General features: G+C 65.7%; 16 protein-coding genes. 9 read left to right on the top strand and 7 right to left on the bottom strand.

The genetic code is table 11. The features are described 5' to 3' along the window. Window positions 1–143 precede the first annotated feature (143 nt). The 5 genes from B2790_RS18500 to B2790_RS18480 are packed head-to-tail and all read left to right on the top strand — an operon-like array spanning window position 144 to window position 6,643. Window positions 144–3,611, top strand: coding sequence for a response regulator (locus B2790_RS18500; RefSeq protein WP_286919439.1), 3,468 nt, complete (start codon window positions 144–146; stop codon window positions 3,609–3,611). After that, entirely contained in the window at window positions 3,608–4,429 is an 822-nt protein-coding gene (locus B2790_RS18495) for a CheR family methyltransferase (RefSeq protein WP_003259474.1), read from the top strand. The genes B2790_RS18500 and B2790_RS18495 overlap by 4 nt, the downstream gene beginning before the upstream one ends. Then, window positions 4,426–5,001: a chemotaxis protein CheB gene (locus tag B2790_RS18490; protein ID WP_286919438.1), complete on the top strand. Its 576-nt coding sequence runs from the start codon at window positions 4,426–4,428 to the stop codon at window positions 4,999–5,001. The genes B2790_RS18495 and B2790_RS18490 overlap by 4 nt, the downstream gene beginning before the upstream one ends. Continuing rightward, window positions 4,995–6,221, top strand: coding sequence for a hybrid sensor histidine kinase/response regulator (locus B2790_RS18485; RefSeq protein ID WP_075044892.1), 1,227 nt, complete (start codon window positions 4,995–4,997; stop codon window positions 6,219–6,221). Before B2790_RS18490 ends, B2790_RS18485 begins: the two co-directional genes overlap by 7 nt. A 44-nt stretch (window positions 6,222–6,265) precedes the next feature. Next, window positions 6,266–6,643 carry a response regulator gene (locus B2790_RS18480; RefSeq protein ID WP_003256176.1) on the top strand — a complete coding sequence of 126 codons (378 nt, stop codon included), beginning with the start codon at window positions 6,266–6,268 and terminating at the stop codon, window positions 6,641–6,643. Window positions 6,644–6,752: 109 nt separating this feature from the next. Here B2790_RS18480 and B2790_RS18475 read toward each other — a convergent pair whose 3' ends face one another. The 3 genes from B2790_RS18475 to B2790_RS18465 are packed head-to-tail and all read right to left on the bottom strand — an operon-like array spanning window position 6,753 to window position 9,393. Continuing rightward, window positions 6,753–7,334, bottom strand: a complete 582-nt coding sequence (locus B2790_RS18475) for a TetR/AcrR family transcriptional regulator (RefSeq protein WP_075044895.1) — start codon at window positions 7,332–7,334, stop codon at window positions 6,753–6,755. A 12-nt stretch (window positions 7,335–7,346) separates the two neighbouring features. Then, complete coding sequence (locus tag B2790_RS18470) at window positions 7,347–8,195, bottom strand: 3-hydroxybutyryl-CoA dehydrogenase (protein ID WP_025338697.1); 849 nt, start codon at window positions 8,193–8,195, stop codon at window positions 7,347–7,349. Between the two features lie 13 nt (window positions 8,196–8,208). Beyond that, entirely contained in the window at window positions 8,209–9,393 is a 1,185-nt protein-coding gene (locus B2790_RS18465) for an acetyl-CoA C-acyltransferase family protein (RefSeq protein ID WP_286919437.1), read from the bottom strand. Between the two features lie 168 nt (window positions 9,394–9,561). On the opposite strand from B2790_RS18465, the gene B2790_RS18460 reads away from it, so the two are divergent. Next, window positions 9,562–10,572: an AraC family transcriptional regulator gene (locus B2790_RS18460; protein WP_286919436.1), complete on the top strand. Its 1,011-nt coding sequence runs from the start codon at window positions 9,562–9,564 to the stop codon at window positions 10,570–10,572. A gap of 130 nt (window positions 10,573–10,702) precedes the next feature. Here the strand turns inward: B2790_RS18460 and B2790_RS18455 are convergent, their stop codons facing one another. Then, window positions 10,703–11,140, bottom strand: a complete 438-nt coding sequence (locus B2790_RS18455) for a carboxymuconolactone decarboxylase family protein (protein WP_286919435.1) — start codon at window positions 11,138–11,140, stop codon at window positions 10,703–10,705. Between the two features lie 198 nt (window positions 11,141–11,338). Between B2790_RS18455 and B2790_RS18450 the strand changes: the two genes are divergently transcribed. Both B2790_RS18450 and B2790_RS18445 read left to right on the top strand, forming a co-directional pair. Beyond that, a complete protein-coding gene (locus B2790_RS18450; protein ID WP_286919434.1) occupies window positions 11,339–11,797 on the top strand; it encodes a nucleoside deaminase in 459 nt (152 codons plus the stop codon). Beyond that, window positions 11,794–12,990 (top strand): cyanate transporter, encoded by a 1,197-nt coding sequence (locus B2790_RS18445; protein ID WP_286919433.1) that lies wholly within the window; start codon window positions 11,794–11,796, stop codon window positions 12,988–12,990. The genes B2790_RS18450 and B2790_RS18445 overlap by 4 nt, the downstream gene beginning before the upstream one ends. Here the strand turns inward: B2790_RS18445 and B2790_RS18440 are convergent. Further along, window positions 12,983–14,416, bottom strand: a complete 1,434-nt coding sequence (locus B2790_RS18440; protein WP_286919432.1) for a PLP-dependent aminotransferase family protein — start codon at window positions 14,414–14,416, stop codon at window positions 12,983–12,985. The genes B2790_RS18445 and B2790_RS18440 overlap by 8 nt on opposite strands. A 263-nt stretch (window positions 14,417–14,679) precedes the next feature. Further along, complete coding sequence (locus B2790_RS18435; RefSeq protein ID WP_286919431.1) at window positions 14,680–15,018, bottom strand: hypothetical protein; 339 nt, start codon at window positions 15,016–15,018, stop codon at window positions 14,680–14,682. 197 nt (window positions 15,019–15,215) lie between these two features. Here B2790_RS18435 and B2790_RS18430 point away from each other — a divergent pair, with 197 nt between their 5' ends. Next, window positions 15,216–15,797, top strand: coding sequence for a flavin reductase family protein (locus B2790_RS18430; RefSeq protein WP_286919430.1), 582 nt, complete (start codon window positions 15,216–15,218; stop codon window positions 15,795–15,797). 105 nt (window positions 15,798–15,902) lie between these two features. Here the strand turns inward: B2790_RS18430 and B2790_RS18425 are convergent, their stop codons facing one another. Next, the gene (locus tag B2790_RS18425; RefSeq protein WP_286919429.1) at window positions 15,903–18,074 is read right to left on the bottom strand and encodes a malate synthase G; all 2,172 of its coding nucleotides are present in this window, start codon (window positions 18,072–18,074) and stop codon (window positions 15,903–15,905) included. Between the last annotated feature and the right edge of the window lie 146 nt (window positions 18,075–18,220).

Below are 18,220 nucleotides of genomic sequence, written 5' to 3'. Positions count from 1 at the left end.
ATCACCTTCAAATACTGGCTAAATGCCCTGCCAGACCCGCCAAAGCTGGTTAGACTCGCTTTACGGGACAGAGCAGTGGCAGACAACTACAACGATCGCTTTGCCACACTTTCAATGGACTTTACTTGCTCGGGCGTTTTCACATGATTCAAGCAGCCTCGATGGACCAGCGGAGCTTCCGCAAGCTGTTGAGCCGCAACGTCGGCCTACCCCTGGGGGTTGGCCTGCTGGGGGCCGTTGCCTTCGTCGCGGTGATCAACTACCTGCTTTCGGCCTTGCAGTGGGTCGAGCACACCGACCGGGTGATCGGCAATGCCAACGAAACGGTCAAACTGTCGATCGACATGGAAACCGGCATGCGTGGCTTCCTGATCACCGGCGACGAGCGTTTCCTCGACCCCTACGAGGTGGCCAAGCCGCGCATCTTCGGTAGCCTGCAGAGCCTGCGCGGCATGGTCGAGGACAACCCGCAACAGGTCGAACGCATCGACCGGCTGATCGCCCTGCAGCAGGCGTGGAACACCTTCGGCAGCGAGATGATCAACTTGCGCCGCAGCCAGGGTGATTACCGCGCCTTGATCGGCAACGGCCGCGGCAAGCGCCTGACCGACGAGATCCGCAAGGAGTTCGACAACCTGATCGCCAGCGAACAACAGTTGCGCATGGCGCGCAACGAGCGGGTCAACAGTGTGACCGTCACGGTCATGTCGTCCTTCGTGCTGTTCATCGTCGGCCTCAGTGCCTTGCTGGCTTACCTCGGGCGGCGCGACCTATTGGCGCTGTCGGGTACCTATGACGAAAACTTCAAGGCCCAGCAGCGCGCGGCCGAGCGCCTGGAACACCAGGCCTGGCTGCGCAACGGGCAGACCCAACTGGCCGAACAGGTGCTCGGCCAGCTGACCCTGCCCATGCTCGGTGACAACATCCTGCGTTTCTTCGCCAGCTACCTGGGCAGCGTGGTCGGCGCGTTGTACGTGCGTGACGAGCATGGCCGCCTGGTGCGTGTGGCCAGCTATGGCCTGGATGCCGAGGAGCAGGCCCGCGAGCAGGTGCTGGGCGATCACGAAGGCCTGCTGGCCCAGGCCGTGCGCGAAGCTCGGCTGCTGCGCCTGGACGACTTGCCCGACGACTATTTCCACCTCAGTTCCGGCCTGGGCCGGGGCCTGCCGCGCAGTGCCATGCTGATGCCCTGCAGTGATGACGGGCAGATCAACGGTGTGCTGGAGCTGGGCTTCCTGCGGCCGCTGCAGGAGCGTGACGAAGAGATGCTGCAGCGGGTCCGTGGCAACCTCGGTATCTCCATCGAAAGCGCCCGCTACCGGCAGCGCCTGCAGGAAGTGCTGGCCGAGACCCAGCAACTGAACGAAGAGCTGCAAGTGCAGCAGGAAGAGCTGAAAACCGCCAACGAAGAGCTCGAAGAGCAATCCCGCGTGCTCAAGGAGTCCCAGGCCCATCTGGAAACCCAGCAGGCGGAACTGGAGCAGACCAACGAGCAATTGTCCGAGCGCACCGAGGCGCTGGACCGCAAGAACGACGAGCTGCTCCAGGCCCAGGACGAGCTGCAGGCGCGCGCCGAGGAACTGCAGCGTTCGAGCAAGTACAAGTCCGAGTTCCTCGCCAACATGTCCCACGAGCTGCGCACGCCACTGAACAGTTCGCTGATCCTGGCCAAGCTGCTGGCGGAGAACGGCGAGGGCAACCTCAGCGACGAGCAGGTCAAGTTCGCCGAGTCCATCTACTCGGCCGGCAACGACCTGCTCAACCTGATCAACGACATTCTCGACATCGCCAAGGTAGAAGCCGGCAAGCTCGAAGTGCGCCCCGAAAGCACCCAGGTGGAACGCCTGGTCGAAGGCCTGCGTGGCATGTTCGAGCCGCTGGCCGGGCACAAGGGCCTGGCCTTCGAGGTGACCACCGAGGCGCAGGTGCCGGCCACGCTGTTCACCGACCGCCAGCGGCTGGAGCAGATTCTCAAGAACCTGCTGTCCAACGCCATCAAGTTCACCGAGCGCGGCCAGGTCAGCCTGAACATCGGTTACCAGCCCGGCACCGGCATCGTCTTTGCCGTGCGCGATACCGGCATCGGCATCGCCGCCGACCAGCAGCAGGCGATCTTCGGCGCCTTCCACCAGGTCGATGGCACCAGCAATCGCCGTTATGGCGGCACTGGCCTGGGCCTGTCCATTTCCCGCGACCTGGCGCACCTGCTGGGTGGGCAGATCAGCGTCGACAGCAGCCCCGGCCAGGGCAGCGTGTTCAGCCTGATCCTGCCGGAGCGCTATGAGCGGGTTGCGCAGGATATCGAGCCACTCAGCCTGCGCCCGGCGGTCGACAGCCTGCCACCTGCGCCGCAGACACCGGCGGTGGCGGCGCCGAAACGCCAGGCACCGGCATTCGCCGACGACCGCGAGCGCGCGCCGTTCGGCAACCGCTGCATCCTGGTGATCGAGGACGAACCGAACTTCGCCCGCATCCTCTTCGACCTGGCCCACGAACTGGGTTACAGCTGCCTGGTGGCGCAGGGCGCCGACGAGGGCTTCGAACTGGCCGCGCAGTACATCCCCGATGCCATCCTGCTGGACATGCGCCTGCCCGACCATTCCGGCCTGACCGTGCTGCAACGCCTGAAGGAGCAGGCGAGCACCCGGCACATCCCGGTGCATATCATTTCCGTGGAGGACCGGGTCGAGGCTGCCATGCACATGGGCGCCGTCGGCTACGCGGTCAAGCCCACCAGCCGCGAACAACTCAAGGAAGTGTTCGCCCGGCTGGAGGCCAAGCTGACCCAGAAGCTCAAGCACATCCTGCTGGTGGAAGACGACGACCTGCAGCGCGAGAGCATTGCCCGCCTGATCGGCGACGACGATGTCGAGATCACCGCTGTGGCCATGGCCCAGGATGCCCTGGCGTTGCTGCGCGAGAACATCTACGACTGCATGATCATCGACCTCAAGCTGCCCGACATGCTCGGCAACGAGCTGCTCAAGCGCATGACCGCCGAGGACATCCGTGCCTTCCCGCCGGTGATCGTGTATACCGGGCGCAACCTGACCCGCGAAGAAGAAGCCGACCTGCTCAAGTATTCGCGCTCGATCATCATCAAGGGCGCCCGCTCGCCGGAGCGCCTGCTCGACGAAGTGACGCTGTTCCTGCACAAGGTCGAGTCGCAGCTGTCCAACGAACGCCAGCGCATGCTCAAGACCGCGCGCAGCCGCGACAAGGTATTCGAAGGCCGCAAGGTGCTGCTGGTGGACGACGACGTGCGCAACATCTTCGCCCTGACCAGCGCGCTGGAACACAAGGGCGCGATCGTCGAAATCGGCCGCAACGGCCGCGAAGCCATCGAGCGCCTGGAGCAGCATGACGACATCGACCTGGTGCTGATGGACGTGATGATGCCGGAGATGGACGGCTTCGAGGCCACCCGGCTGATCCGCCAGCAACAACGCTGGCGCAAGCTGCCGATCATTGCCGTGACCGCCAAGGCGATGAAGGATGACCAGCAGCGTTGCCTGCAGGCCGGCGCCAACGATTACCTGGCCAAACCGATCGACCTGGACCGCTTGTTCTCGCTGATCCGTGTGTGGCTGCCGCAACTGGAGCGAATTTGACTAGCGAACGTAACACCGATATCGAAATCCGCTTGCTGATCGAGGCCATCTACCTCAAGTACAGCTACGATTTCCGCAACTATTCCGGCGCGTCGATCAAGCGCCGGATCCTGCATGCGCTGCGCCAGTTCGACTGCCTCACGGTGTCGGCGCTGCAGGAGCGCGTGCTGCACGACCCTGGCATGTTCATGCAGTTGCTGCAGTACCTGACGATCCCGGTCAGCGAGATGTTCCGCGACCCGGGGCACTACCTGGCGCTGCGCAACGAAGTGGTGCCGCTGCTGCGTACCTGGCCGTCGATCAAGGTGTGGATTGCCGGCTGCAGCACGGGCGAGGAGGTGTATTCGATGGCCATCCTGCTGCGCGAGGAGGGCCTGCTGGAGCGCACCATCATCTACGCCACCGACATCAACCCGCATTCGCTGGACAAGGCCAAGCAGGGCATCTACTCGATGCAGAGCATGCGCGAGTACGCCGAAAACTATCGCATCGCCGGCGGCCGGCGTGACTTTGCCGAGTACTACACGGCAGCCTACGGCAACGCCATCATGGACAGCACCCTGCGCGACAACGTGACCTTTGCCGACCACAGCCTGGCCACCGACAGCGTGTTTTCCGAAACCCAGCTGGTGTCGTGCCGCAACGTGCTCATCTACTTCAACAAGGAACTGCAGGACCGCGCCCTGGGCCTGTTCCACGAGTCCCTGTGCCACCGCGGCTTCCTGGTGCTGGGCAGCAAGGAATCGGTGGATTTTTCCGCCTACAGCGAGCGCTTCGAGCCGCTGGTCAAGCCCGAACGGATCTACCGCAAGTCATGAAAGGCGTACGCGCGATGGTGATCGGCGCCTCGGCCGGCGGCGTTACAGCGCTGTTCAGTGTGCTGGGCGCGTTGCCGGCCGGCTTCGCCATTCCGGTGATATGCGTGCTGCACCTGCCAGATGACCGCCACAGCCAGCTGGCCGAGGTGCTGCAACGTCGCCTGCGGCGGCCAGTGTGCGAGGCCTGTGACAAACAACCGCTGCGCGCCGGGCAGATCTACGTGGCCGGGCCGGGTTATCACCTGTCGGTGGAGCGTGACCTGACCCTGTCGCTGAGCCAGGAGCCGCCGGTGCATTTTTCCCGGCCGGCGATCGACTACCTGTTCATGTCGGCGGCCGATGCTTATGGTGCCGGCCTGCTGGGTATGTTGCTCACCGGGGCCAACGAGGATGGCGCAGAAGGCCTTGCCTATATCAAGCGCAACGGGGGCCGGACCGTGGTCCAGGACCCTTGCGACGCACAGGTGGCGCTGATGCCGGAGGCCGCATTGGCCCTGCACCAGCCCGACCATATTCTTTCTCTGAGTGGCATCGAGCGATTGCTCGCCGCCCTGGAACCCAGCGCATGCTAAGCCACACCATCGCCAAACTGCTGATCGTCGACGACCTGCCAGAAAACCTGCTGGCCCTCGACGCCCTGATCCAGGGCCAAGACCGCGAGGTGCATCAGGCCCAATCGGCCGAGGCAGCGCTGTCGCTGTTGCTCGAGCACGAGTTCGCCCTGGCCATCCTCGACGTGCAGATGCCGGGCATGAACGGTTTCGAGCTGGCCGAGCTGATGCGCGGCACGGAAAAGACTCGCAACATCCCCATCGTGTTCGTCACTGCCGCCGGGCGCGAGATGAACTACGCGTTCAAAGGCTATGAAAGCGGTGCGGTGGACTTTCTGTACAAGCCGCTCGACACCCTGGCGGTGAAGAGCAAGGTGTCGGTGTTCGTCGACCTGTACCGCCAGCGCAAGGTGCTCGACCGCCAGTTGCAGGCCCTGGAACGCAGCCGCCAGGAGCAGGAGCTGCTGCTGGCCCAGCTGCAAACGGCGCGGGGTGAACTGGAGCATGCCGTGCGCATGCGCGATGACTTCATGTCGATCGTGTCCCACGAGGTGCGCACCCCGCTCAATGGCCTGATCCTGGAAACCCAGCTGCGCAAGCTGCACCTGGCACGCGGCAACCTTGCCGCCTTCAGCGGCGACAAGCTGCAGGCCATGGTCGAGCGCGACGAGCGGCAGATCAACAGCCTGATCCGCCTGGTCGAAGACATGCTCGATGTATCGCGCATCCGCACCGGCAAACTGTCGCTGCGGCCCAAGGCGTTCGATCTGGGCCAGCTGGTGCGCGGCCTGGTGGAGAACTTTGCTGCTCAGGCCAGCGCACTGGACACCCATTTCGAATTGCAACGCTGCGAGCCGCTGCAGGGTGAGTGGGACGAGTTTCGCATCGAGCAGGTGCTGGCCAACCTGTTGTCCAATGCCTTGCGTTACGGTGAGCGCAAACCGGTGCAGGTGCGGGTGTTCGAGCAGGACGGCCTGGCCTGCGTGCAGGTGCAGGACCATGGCATCGGCATCTGCGTGGCCAACCAGCAGCGCATCTTCCAGCAGTTCGAGCGGGTCGCCACCCAGCAGGCCAGCGGTGGGTTGGGCCTGGGGCTGTACATATCGGAGCAGATCGTCCAGGCACACGGTGGGCGCATACTGGTGGAGAGTGAAGAGGGCAAAGGCGCCACCTTTACCTTGCAGTTGCCACTGGCAACTTACGAACAACAAAACGACCAGGCACGGGCAACCTCTGCCTGAGCCTGGGGTCTGATGGCCAGCTGTAAGTATTTCAAGGCGTTGACATGAGTGAAGATGCACAAGATGTAGTACTGGTGGTCGAGGACGAACCGGCGATTCGCATGATCCTGCGTGATTACCTGGCAGGCGAGGGCTACCACGTGCTGGTGGCCGAGGATGGCGAGCAGGCGTTCGCGATCCTGGCGAGCAAGCCGCACCTCGACCTGATGGTGACGGACTTCCGCTTGCCGGGCGGGATTTCCGGGGTGGACATTGCCGAGCCGGCGGTGAAATTGCGGCCGGACCTGAAGGTGATCTTCATCAGCGGCTACCCGGCGGAGATTCTCGAATCCGGCAGCCCTATCACCCGCAAGGCACCGATCCTGGCCAAGCCGTTCGACCTGGATACCTTGCACGAGCAGATCCAGTCGCTCCTGCGCTGACTGTGTTTGCCTCTTCGCGGGCGCGCCCGCTCCCACAGGTTCTGTGCAAATCTTGAAGCCTGCGGGTTTCCTGTGGGAGCGGGCAAGCCCGCGAAGAGGCCGGTGCAGGCTAGCGCAGTGTCCGCTCCAGCCCACCCACCAGCATGCTTTCCATCAACCCCAGCCCCTGTTCTTCGGGCAAGGCCTTCAACAACCCCGGCAACTGGTTCAGCAGCGTCGCCACCACATGCGCCGTGGCCACCAGGGCCTGCCCCTGCAACTTCGCCTGCGGTGCGATCAACCTCAGCAACCCCGCCTCATAGCGCTTGCGCAGCAAGGCCAGGCGCGCCTGCTGGTCTTCGCTCAGGCAACAGAAGTCGCGCTCTGCCAGGCGAAACTGCATGGGCCGCTCGGCATGCAGCTGCCAGTGCGCGGCAATCAGGCAGCTCAACGCCGACGCCCCGCGCGCCATGGCCCTGCGCCCCTGGTCCAGGGTGGCCTGCAACTCCTCGTACAACTCCTCGATCAGGTCGTACAACAAGTCCTGCTTGCTGGGAAAGTGGTGGTACAGCGAGCCTGCGGTAAGCCCCACATGGGCCGCCAGCTCGCGCATGCTGACCTGGCCGAAGCCCTTTTCGGCAAACAGCGCCATGGCCCGATCACGTCGCTCTTCAAAGTTGGCACAGCGCATCGCGGCATTGACCGGGGGCATGGCGTTCGCTCCTCAGTAGGTGAAGAAACCGCGGCCGCTCTTGCGCCCCAGCCAACCGGCCGCGACCATTTCCTTGAGCAACGGGGCAGGGCGGTACTTGCTATCGTTGAAGCCTTCATGGAAGGCCTCCATGATCGCCAGCAAGGTGTCCAGGCCGATCAGGTCGGCCAGGGCCAGCGGGCCGATCGGCTGGTTGCAGCCCAGGCGCATGCCGGTGTCGATGTCCTCGGCACTGGCCAGGCCTTCCTGGCGCACGAAGATCGCTTCGTTGATCATCGGCACCAGGATGCGGTTGACCACGAAGCCCGGGCGGTTGCCGGCGGTGATCGGGGTCTTGCCGACCTTTTCGGTCACCACCAGCGCTTGGGCGTAGGTGCTGTCGCTGGTCTGCAGACCGCGAATGATCTCGACCAGCGCCATCATCGGCACCGGGTTGAAGAAGTGCACGCCAATGAAACGCTCGGGGTGCTCGATGCTGGCCGCCAGCTGGGTGACCGACAGCGACGAGGTATTGGTGGCGATCAGGCAGTCGGCGGCGACGTTGGCCGCCACCTGCTGCAGGATGCGCTGCTTGAGCTGCAGGTTCTCGGTGGCGGCCTCGATCACCAGCTGCGCGCCGCTCAACTGGGTGTAGTCGGTGCTGGTGCGAATGCGCGTGCGTGCGGCTGCCGCCTTGTCGGCGTCGAGGGTGCCTTTGCCGACCTGGCGCTCGAGGTTCTTGCTCAAGGTGGCCACGCCGCGCTCCAGCGCAGCGTCGGAAACATCCACCAGCAGTACCTGGTAGCCGGCCACCGCACATACCTGGGCAATGCCGTTGCCCATGGTGCCGGCGCCGATCACGGCAATCTGTTCAATGCTCATGTGTCAGGCTCCCTCAGACGCGCTCGAAGACCACGGCGATGCCTTGGCCACCGCCGATGCACATGGTGGCCAGGGCGTAGCGGCCCTGGATGCGCTGCAGCTCATGGATGGCCTTGGTGGCGATGATCGCGCCGGTGGCGCCCACCGGGTGACCCAGGGAAATGCCCGAACCGTTGGGGTTGACCTTTTCCGGGTCGAAGCCCAGTTCGCGAGCCACGGCGCAGGCCTGGGCGGCGAAGGCTTCGTTGGACTCGATCACATCCAGGTCCTGCACCTTCAGGCCGGTCTTTTCCAGCACCTTGCGGGTGGCCGGGATCGGGCCCAGGCCCATCAGTTCAGGCTCGACGCCAGCATGGGCGTAGCCCACCAGGCGTGCCAGCGGCTTCAGGCCCAGGCGGCGCACCGCATCACCACTGGCCAGCACCAGGCCGCCAGCGCCGTCGTTGATGCCACTGGCGTTGCCGGCGGTAACGGTGCCGTCTTTCTTGAACACAGTCTTCATCCCCGCCAGTTGCTCGGCGGTCACCTCGCCACGCACATGCTCGTCGGTGCTGAACTGCACGCTGCCCTTGCGGGCTTTCAGTTCCAGCGGGACGATCTGGCTGGCGAAGCGGCCTTCGGCAATGGCGCGGGCGGCGCGGCGCTGGCTGGTCAGGGCCAGTTCGTCCTGCATTTCGCGGGTAATGCCGTGCTTGGCCGCAACGTTCTCGGCAGTGATGCCCATATGGAAGTGTTCAAACGGGTCCTGCAGCACGCCGACGGTGTAGTCGATGCCTTGCAGGTCACCCATGCGAGCGCCCCAGCGTGCCTGCGGCAGCAGGTACGGGCCACGGCTCATGGATTCGGCACCGGCCGCCACGGCCACATCGGTGTCGCCGAGCAGCAGGCATTGGGCTGCCGAGACGATGGCCTGCAGGCCCGAGCCACACAGGCGGTTGACGTTGAATGCCGGGGTTTCCTTGGGGATGCCGGCGTTCATTGCCGCTACGCGGGCCAGGTAGGCGTCACGCGGTTCGGTGGGGATCACCGTGCCCATCACCAGGTGGCCGACTTGCTCGGCGGCCACGCCCGAGCGCTCGATGGCGGCGCGGGTGATGGCGCTGGCCAGGTCGGCCAGCGGCAGGTCCTTGAGGGAACCGCCAAAGCCACCAATGGCTGAACGGACGGCACTGACGACGTAGATTTCTGCGCTGCTCATAGGGGCTCCGATTGCGAAGGCATGGCGGGACCGGGCCAGGCTCTGCGAGAATGGCCGGCGATCCCGGAGTGGGACCGAGTCTAGGCAAAGGCTCTGTTGCAGCCTATGCCGGAACTGTTCAAACAACCTGGCACTTTTTGCCACTCAGCATAGACAGCGAAAACCGCCATGCGCGATAGCGATTCGGTCGCCGTGTACTTCCTCAATGCCATGCTCCACGCCCTGCGCGACTGCCCCGCCGAACGCGATGCGCAGCTGCGTGCGGTGGGCATCGACCCGCAACTGCTCGAGCAGCCCCAGGCCCGTGTACCGGCCAAGGCCTTCGCCCAGTTGTGGCTGGCGCTGATCCAGCGCCTGGACGACGAGTTCTTCCGCCTCGACAGCCACGGCATGCCGCCGGGCAGTTTCGCCCTGATCTGCCGGGGCCTGATCCTGGAGCCGAACCTGGAAAAGGCCTTGCGCCAGTGCATGGGCGGTTTTGGCCTGTTCCTGCGCGATTTGCGCGGCAGCCTGACGCTGCGTGGCGGGCGGGCGCTGATCAGCGTGCAGTCGAGCATCGCCGACCCGCTGACCCGGGTGTATGCCGAGGAAACCTACCTGGTGCTGATGATCGGCATGCTGTGCTGGCTGGCCGGGCGGCGGATCGCCATCGACCGCACCGAGCTGGCGGTGTCGCGCCCGGCCCAGGAGGACGACCTGCTGCTGTGGGGGCCGGACCTGCGCCTGGGCAGCGGGCGCACCGAGGTGGAGTTCGACAGCGCCTACCTGCGCCTGCCGGTGGTGCAGGATATGGCGGCCCTGAAAACCTTCCTGCGCAGTGCGCCGCAGGGGCTGGTGATTCGCTTTCGCAACCAGAACGGGCTGGTGGCCGAGGTGTACCGGCACCTGCGGGCGCGGCGCTATGGGCAGTGGCCGACGCTGGCGGCGCTGGCGCAGCAGCAGGGAGTCAGTGCCAGTACTTTCCGTCGGCAGCTGGAGCGGGAAGGGCGTTCGTACCAGCAGATCAAGGATGAGGTGCGCCGGGCAATGGCCTTCGAGCGGTTGCGCGAAGGGGAGCTGAGCATTGCCGAGATTGCCGAGCAGACCGGGTTCCAGGAGCCCAGTGCGTTTCACCGGGCGTTCAAGAAATGGACCGGGCAGAGCCCCGGCAGCTACCGGGCGCGGTTGGCCGGGCGGTAGCGTTCACCTGCACCGGCCCTTTCGCGGGCTTGCCCGCTCCCACAGGTGCAGCACAGCTTTCAGGCCCTGTGCGATCCCTGTGGGAGCGGGCAAGCCCGCGAAGAGGCCGGCACAGGCTACCGATCAATGATCAGGCCGGCACCATGGCAAACCCGACCCCGAAGCGGTTCCAGGCATTGATGGTGGCAATTGCCAGGGTCAGGTTGGCCACCTCGGCCGGCTCGAAGTGTTCCTGCAAGGCTTCAAATTCGCCCTGCGGCGCGCCGTGCTCGGGCAGCCGGGTCAGGCTCTCCACCCAGGCCAGCGCAGCACGCTCGCGCGGGGTGAAGTAGGCGGTTTCCTGCCAGACGCACAAGGTCTGCAGGCGTGCCTCGGTCTCACCGGCCTTGCGCGCATCGTTGGCGTGCAGGTTGACGCAGTAGGCGCAGCCGTTGATCTGCGAGGCCCGCAGGCGCACCAGTTCCAGCAGGGAATTCTCCAGGCCGCTCTTGGCCAGGGCCTGCTCCAGGCCGACCATGGCTTTGTAGGCCTCGGGGGCGTGCTTGGCCCATTCGATACGGTTGTGCATGGCTGTCTCCAAAGGGTGTGGGGTGGGGATGGCGCTACTGTAGCGCCGCACGCTGGCCTCCCCGATAGCCAATCGCGCGCATGAGCGGGAGGCCAATCGGCCATTCGGGAGGCCACTGACAGGCATCCAATCTCTTCATTTCTGCCAGGCCGCCCAAGCCCGGATAATGACCAGGTCTTGCAACAGGAGAACCGATTCATGTCCGAAGAACGCTACATGCGCGAAGCGCTCGACCTGGCCCGCGCCAACATCAAGGCCGGTGGCCGGCCCTTCGGCGCCGTGCTGGTGTACCAGGGGCAGGTGCTGGCACGTGCGGTCAACGAGGTCCACAGCACCCAGGACCCGACCGCCCACGCCGAGATGCAGGCCATCCGCAAGGCCAGCCACGCCCTGGGCCAGGCGCGCCTGGATGGCGCTGAAATCTACGCCAGCGGCCACCCGTGCCCGATGTGCCTGGCGGCCATGCACCTGTGCGGCATCGAGCGGGCCTGGTTTGCCTACGACAATGCCGAGGGCGAACCCTATGGCTTGTCCACCGCGGCGGTATACGCGCAGATGGCTCGCCCGCCCCAGCAGCAGAGCCTGCCGCTGCGCGCACTGAAGCCCAGCGGCGAAGCCGGTCTGTACCTTGAATGGAAACAGGCCAACGCACAATGAGAGCGGCATTGAACCTGTTGCTGGTCATACTGCTGGCACTGAACCTGCGGCCGATCCTGACCAGCATCGGCCCGTTGCTCGAACCCATGCGCGCCAGCACTGGCCTGGGTTACCAGCAGGCGGCCTTGCTGACGGCGTTGCCGGTGCTGTGCATGGGCCTGGTGCCCTTGCTGCAACCCTGGTTGCGGCGCTGGATCAGCGAACATGGCGGCATGCTCGCTGGCCTGTCTGCCATCGCCCTGGCCTGCCTGTGGCGCCTGCAACTGGACAGCGCCTGGGCGCTGATTGCCAGTGCGGTGGTCGCCGGCCTGGGGGTGGCGGTAGTGCAGGGCATGATGCCGGGGCTGGTCAACCGCTGGTTCCCCGGCCGCCTGGCGGGGGCGATGGGCCTGTATTCGGCAGCGCTGATGAGCGGCGGCGGCCTGGCTGCCGTGCTCGGGCCGCACATCAGTGGCTACTTCGGCCATTGGCAGGTCGGCCTGGGCGTGTGGGCGATCCCGGCTGTGCTGGCGGTGCTGGCCTGGGCCGTGCTGCGGCCACGCCAGCAGGCGCCGAAGCTGGCCGGTGCCACCGGCGGTCACTGGTTCGGCACGCGCCGGGCCTGGTTGCTGGCGCTGTACTTCGGCTTGATCAACGGCGGCTACACCAGCATGGTGGCCTGGTTGCCGGCCTATCACATCGAGCATGGGGGCAGCGCCCAGGGCGGTGCCGACCTGGTGGGCCTGATGACCATCTTCCAGGTGGCCGGCGCACTGGGCCTGCCGCTGTTGCTGCCGCGCTGGGCAGACCGGCGCCCGGGCCTGTGGCTGGCCTTGGCGATCCAGCTGCTGGGTTTCCTCGGCCTGCTGCTGGCACCCACGCTGGCCTCGGGGCTGTGGGTGGCGATGATCGGTTTCGGCCTGGGCGCCTGCTTCAGCCAGAGCCTGACGCTGACTCTGGAGCACCTGAAGACGCCTGCCGAGGCTGGCAGCCTGGCGGCGTTCGTGCAGGGCATCGGCTTCATCATCACCGGCATCGTGCCGTACGTCACCGGCTGGTTGCGCGACATGAGCGGTGATTTCCAGGCCTCGTGGACGCTGCTGACCGTGACCGTGGTGGCAATGCTGCTGGTTACCGCCTGCTTCAACCCGCGCGGTTATGCTGCGGCCATTGCCCGCCCGGTAGTGGCGGGCAAGGCCGCACCGGTCAACTGAGGCGCTGCAGGGTGTCGCGCACCCGGTCCAGCGCCGGGTCGATGTCCAGCAGCTCGATGGCGCCGAAGCCCAGCAACAGGCCTGGGCGCACTGGCGCTTCGCTGAAGAACGGCGCCAGCGAGTACAGGCCGACCTCCACCTTGCGTGCGAGGTTGGCCAGCAACTCGACATCGACCCCAGGTTTGGCCAGGGCGCTGAGGTGGAACCCGGCGCTGGCGGGGATGGCGCTGAACCACGGTGCCAGGTCGCCGCCCAGCCGTGCGAGGATGCGTTCGCGACGGGCGCTGTAGACCTCGTGGCAACGGCGGATGTGCTTGTTCAGGTGGCCTTCGCCGAGAAACCGCGCCAGTGCCCACTGCAACAGGGTCGGGCTGTGCCAGTCGCTGAGGTGCTTGGCCACGCAGGCGGCCTTCAACACGGCGGGCGGCAGTACGGCGTAGCCCAGGCGCAACTCGGGCAGCAAGGTTTTGGAAAAGGTCCCCACATAGGCCACCAGGCCATGGCGGTCGAGGCGCTGCAACGCCTCCGCGGCTGGGCCGTGGTAGCGGAACTCGCAGTCGTAGTCGTCTTCGATGATCAACGCACCCAGCTCGGCGGCCCGTGCCAGCAGGGCGTGCCGGCGTGCCTCGCTCATCGGCATGCCCAGCGGGAACTGGTGCGAGGGCGTCACGTAGATCAGCCGGGTGCCGTCGGCGATCTGTTCCACGCACAGGCCTTCATCGTCCACCGGTACCGATTGCAGGCGCGCGCCCAGGGCCAGGAACAGTTGCCGCGCTGGCGGGTAGCCCGGGTCTTCCATGGCCACCTGGCAACCCGGCTCCACCAATACCCGGGCGATCAGGTCCAGTGCCTGCTGGGCGCCGTTGCACACCAGCAGGTCGGCGGCGCTGCAGTGCACGCCGCGGGCGTAGGCGACGTGATGGGCAATGGCCTCGCGCAGCTCTGGCAGGCCCTGGGCCGGGAACTGCCGCTCGGGGTGGCGCTGGCTGCGGCGCAGGGCATAGTTCAGGCAACTGCGCCACTGGTCGAAGGGGAACTGCGCCTTGCTCGAGGCTCCGCCGATGAAGTCGTAACGCGAGGGAGCGTCCAGCTGGCGTTGGCTCAGCACAGTGGCGCGCTGCTGCCAGCGCTCGAGGGACGCAGCAGCGGCCAGGGGAATGGCCGTCGATTCGCTGCTGCGCAGCGGCTGGCGCGGGGTGATGAAGGTGCCCCGGCCGACCACGCCGCTCAGCAGGTTGTCGTAGGTCAGCCGGGAATAGGCCTCGGCCACGGTCTTGCGCGACACGCCCAGCTGCTCTGCCAGCAGGCGGCTTGGCGGCAGTTGGGTGCCGGCGGCCAGATGGCCGCTATCGATGCCGGCGCGCAGTTGCTGATAAAGCTGGTCGGCCAGGCCTTTGCGGCCTTCCAGGCGAATGTGCAGTTCCATGGAGCGGTCCGGAGCGGGGAAGTGCTCAGGATAGCGGATTGGTCGGGGAAGGGCATGGGGCCGCTTTGCGGCCCATCGCCGGCAAGCCAGCTCCCACAGGGATAGCACATGGCTTGAGGTCTTCGCGGTCTGCCTGTTCTGGCCCATCGCCGGCAAGCCAGCTCCCACAGGTACTGCACAATGCTTGAGGTCGGTGCAGTCGAGGTGGGAGCTGGCTTGCCGGCGATGGGCTGCAGAGCAGCCCCCAGGCAAGCGGCCGGTAATCAGAAGCGTGCCGTACTTACCGTGATGTAACCCTTGTCCGCCAGCGCGATACGTATCACCGTCTCGTCCGCCGGCGCCTTGCGGTTGCGCTTGATGCGCACGCCTTCCACCGCCGCCGCTTTCATATGCTCGGTAATGGCCCGCCCGTTCGGGTCGAAGAACAACTCGCTGGCCAGCAACTCGATACGCTCGATCAGTTGGCGGGAGCGTTCATCGGTGGCGCAGAAGAACATCACCCCCGACAGGTGGGGGTCTTCGTCCGGGTTGTCCATGTCATGGGCCAGCAGTTCGCGCAGGGTGCTGCGCAATTCGGCAGTGGGGCGGGCGTACAGATGCATGCAAAACCTCCTCTGGATCGCGACCTTGCGTCATCCAGTGCCGATCATGTTTTCAGTAGGTAGGGGGCAACAAGTAGGACGCATCCGAGCAGCGCGTAGGAGTTTTCTGAAGATGCAGGAGTGACACCCCAAGCTGGCGGGAGGACGGCGCCTGCGGCACAATTTGCCGCCCGCTACCCGCCTTGCCGAGGATTGCCATGAACAGCCATTTCCAAGCCGTCGACCTGAAAAAGGCCTATCGCCTGCTGAACCACGGCCCGACGGTGCTGGTGTCGGCCAGCCACGAAGGGTTGGACAATGTGATGGCGGCCGCCTGGGCCTGTGCGCTGGATTTCGACCCACCCAAGGTGACCGTAGTACTCGACAAAACCGCCCGCACCCGGCAGTTGGTGGAGGGCAGTGGCTGGTTCGTGATCCAGGTGCCAACCGCGGCGCAGGCGCAGCTGACCCACCAGGTGGGTACCCGCAGCCTGTTCGACCAGCCCGACAAGCTCGCCAGCATTGGTGTGCAGCTGGCGCGGGTCGAGGGGCATGCGGCGCCGTTGGTGGAGGGCTGTTCGGCCTGGTTGATGTGCCGGGTGATCGACGAGCCGCACAACCAGAACACTTACGACCTGTTCATTGGCGACGTGGTGGCGGCCTGGGCTGATGACCGGGTGTTCCGCGATGGCCACTGGGCCTACGAGAATGCCGACCCGCAGTGGCGCAGTTTGCACTACGTGGCGGGTGGGCATTTTTATGCGATAGGCGAGCCGGTGGTGGTCGATTCGCAAAGTTGATTACNNAGCCAGCTCCCACAGGTATCACACCAGGCCTGAAGCCTGTGCAGTACCTGTGGGAGCTGGCTTGCCGGCGATAGGGCCGCATGGCGGCCCCTGCCAGCATCAGCGCCCGACCTCCTGCTTGAAGCGCAAGCGCCAGCCATGCAGCAACGGTTCGGTATAGCCACTGGGCTGCTGCCGCCCCTTGAACACCAGCTCCCGCGCAGCGCGGAAGGCATGCGATGCCTCGAAACCGGCGGCCATCGGCCGGTACGCCGGGTCCCCGGCATTCTGCTGGTCGACCACGCGGGCCATGCGTTGCAAGGTCGCCTCGACCTGCGCGGCATCGACCACCCCGTGGTGCAGCCAGTTGGCAATGTGCTGCGCCGAAATCCGCAGGGTCGCGCGGTCTTCCATCAGGCCCACATCATGGATATCCGGCACCTTGGAACAGCCGACCCCTTGCTCGACCCAGCGCACCACGTAACCGAGGATACCCTGGCAGTTGTTGTCCAGTTCGGCCTGGATGTCGGCTGCGCTCCAAGGCCGCTCTGGGCTGACCGGAACACTGAGCAGGTCATGCAGCAACTCGGCGCGCTGGGCATTCAGGTCAACCTGTTCCAGCGTTTGCTGCACGGCCGCCACATCCACCTGGTGGTAGTGCAGCGCATGCAGCGTCGCGGCTGTGGGAGAGGGCACCCAGGCGGTGTTGGCGCCGGCCCTGGGCTGGGCGACTTTCTGTTCGAGCATGGCCGCCATCAGGTCGGGCATGGCCCACATGCCCTTGCCGATCTGCGCCTTGCCGCGCAGGCCACAGGCCAGCCCCACCAGTACGTTGCTGCGCTCGTAGGCCTGGATCCAGGCACTGCCTTTCATGTCGCCCTTGCGCAGCATGGCGCCGGCTTCCATGGCCGTGTGCATCTCGTCACCGGTGCGGTCGAGGAAGCCGGTATTGATGAACACCACCCGTGACGCGGCGCTGGCGATGCAGGCCTTGAGGTTGACGCTGGTACGCCGCTCCTCGTCCATGATGCCCATCTTCAGCGTGTGTGCGGGCAGGCCCAACAGGGCTTCGACGCGGCCGAACAGCTGGTCGGCAAAGGCCACCTCGGCCGGCCCGTGCATCTTCGGCTTGACGATGTACAGGCTGCCCTCGCGGGAATTGCCGCGGCGCTTGAGGTCATGCAGGCCGATCAGGCTGGTGACCACGGCATCGAGGATGCCTTCCGGGATTTCCCGGCCATCGCGGTCGTGGATGGCCGGGTTGGTCATCAGGTGGCCGACGTTGCGGATGAACAGCAGCGAGCGGCCCGGCAGGGTCAGTGGCTGGCCGTCTGCGCCGTGGTAGTGGCGGTCTTCGGCCAGGGTGCGTGCGAAGGTTTTGCCGCCCTTGCTGACCTGCTCGCTTAGGTCGCCCTTCATCAGGCCCAGCCAGTTGCGGTAGACGTTGACCTTGTCGTCGGCATCCACGGCGGCTACCGAGTCTTCGCAGTCGATGATGGTGGTGAGCGCGGCCTCCAGCAGGATGTCCTTGACACCGGCCGGGTCCTGCTGGCCGATGGCGTTGGCCGGGTCGACCTGGATTTCGAAATGCAGCTGGTGATGCTGCAACAGGATCGCTGTTGGCGTGTTCGGCTCACCTTGGTAGCCACGCAGTTGCGCGGGTTGCATGAGGCCGACCTGGCGGCCATCGGCCAGGGTCACTTGCAGCGTGCCCTGGCTGATCGCGTAGGCCTTGGCGTCGTTGTGCGACGCACCGTCGAGCGGGGCAGCGGTGTCGAGGAACTGCCGGCCATAGGCGATCACCCTGGCGCCGCGTCGCGGGTTGTAGCCCTGGCCACGTTCGGCGCCATCGGTTTCGGCGATGGCATCGGTGCCGTACAGGGCATCGTACAGCGAGCCCCAGCGGGCGTTGGCGGCGTTGAGGGCGTAGCGGGCGTTGCTCAGTGGCACCACCAGTTGCGGGCCGGCCTGCACCGCGATCTCGCGGTCGACGTTGCGGGTGCTGACCTGCACGCTTGCCGGGGGCTCCACAAGGTAGCCGATGCCTTGCAGGAAGTGCTGGTAGGCGGCCATGTCACGGATCGGGCCGGGGTGCTCGCGGTGCCAGTTGTCCAGTTCTGCTTGCAGGCGCTCGCGTTCGGCGAGCAGGGCGCGGTTTTGTGGTGCGAGGTCGTGGACCAGGGTGCTGAAGCCTTGCCAGAAGGTGCGGGCTTCGATGCCGGTGCCGGGGAGGGCTTCGTCTTCGATGAAGCGCTGCAGGGTGGGGGCGATCTGGAGTGGATGGTTTGGCATTGTCTGTTCGCTCGATGTTCAGGCTTCTGGAAAGTTTTTGCTTGTGCCGGCCTCTTCGCGGGCTTGCCCGCTCCCACAGGTACTGCACAGGTCCCAGGTCTTGTGAAGGCCCTGTGGGAGCGGGCAAGCCCGCGAAGAGGCTGGTA

It is taken from the genome of Pseudomonas sp. UBA6753 (assembly GCF_002453565.1).
Taxonomy (GTDB): Bacteria; Pseudomonadota; Gammaproteobacteria; order Pseudomonadales; family Pseudomonadaceae; genus Aquipseudomonas; species Aquipseudomonas putida_Z.
The sequence above is the reverse complement of the archived record's forward strand: the minus strand, read 5'-3'. Positions and strand labels throughout refer to the sequence as shown.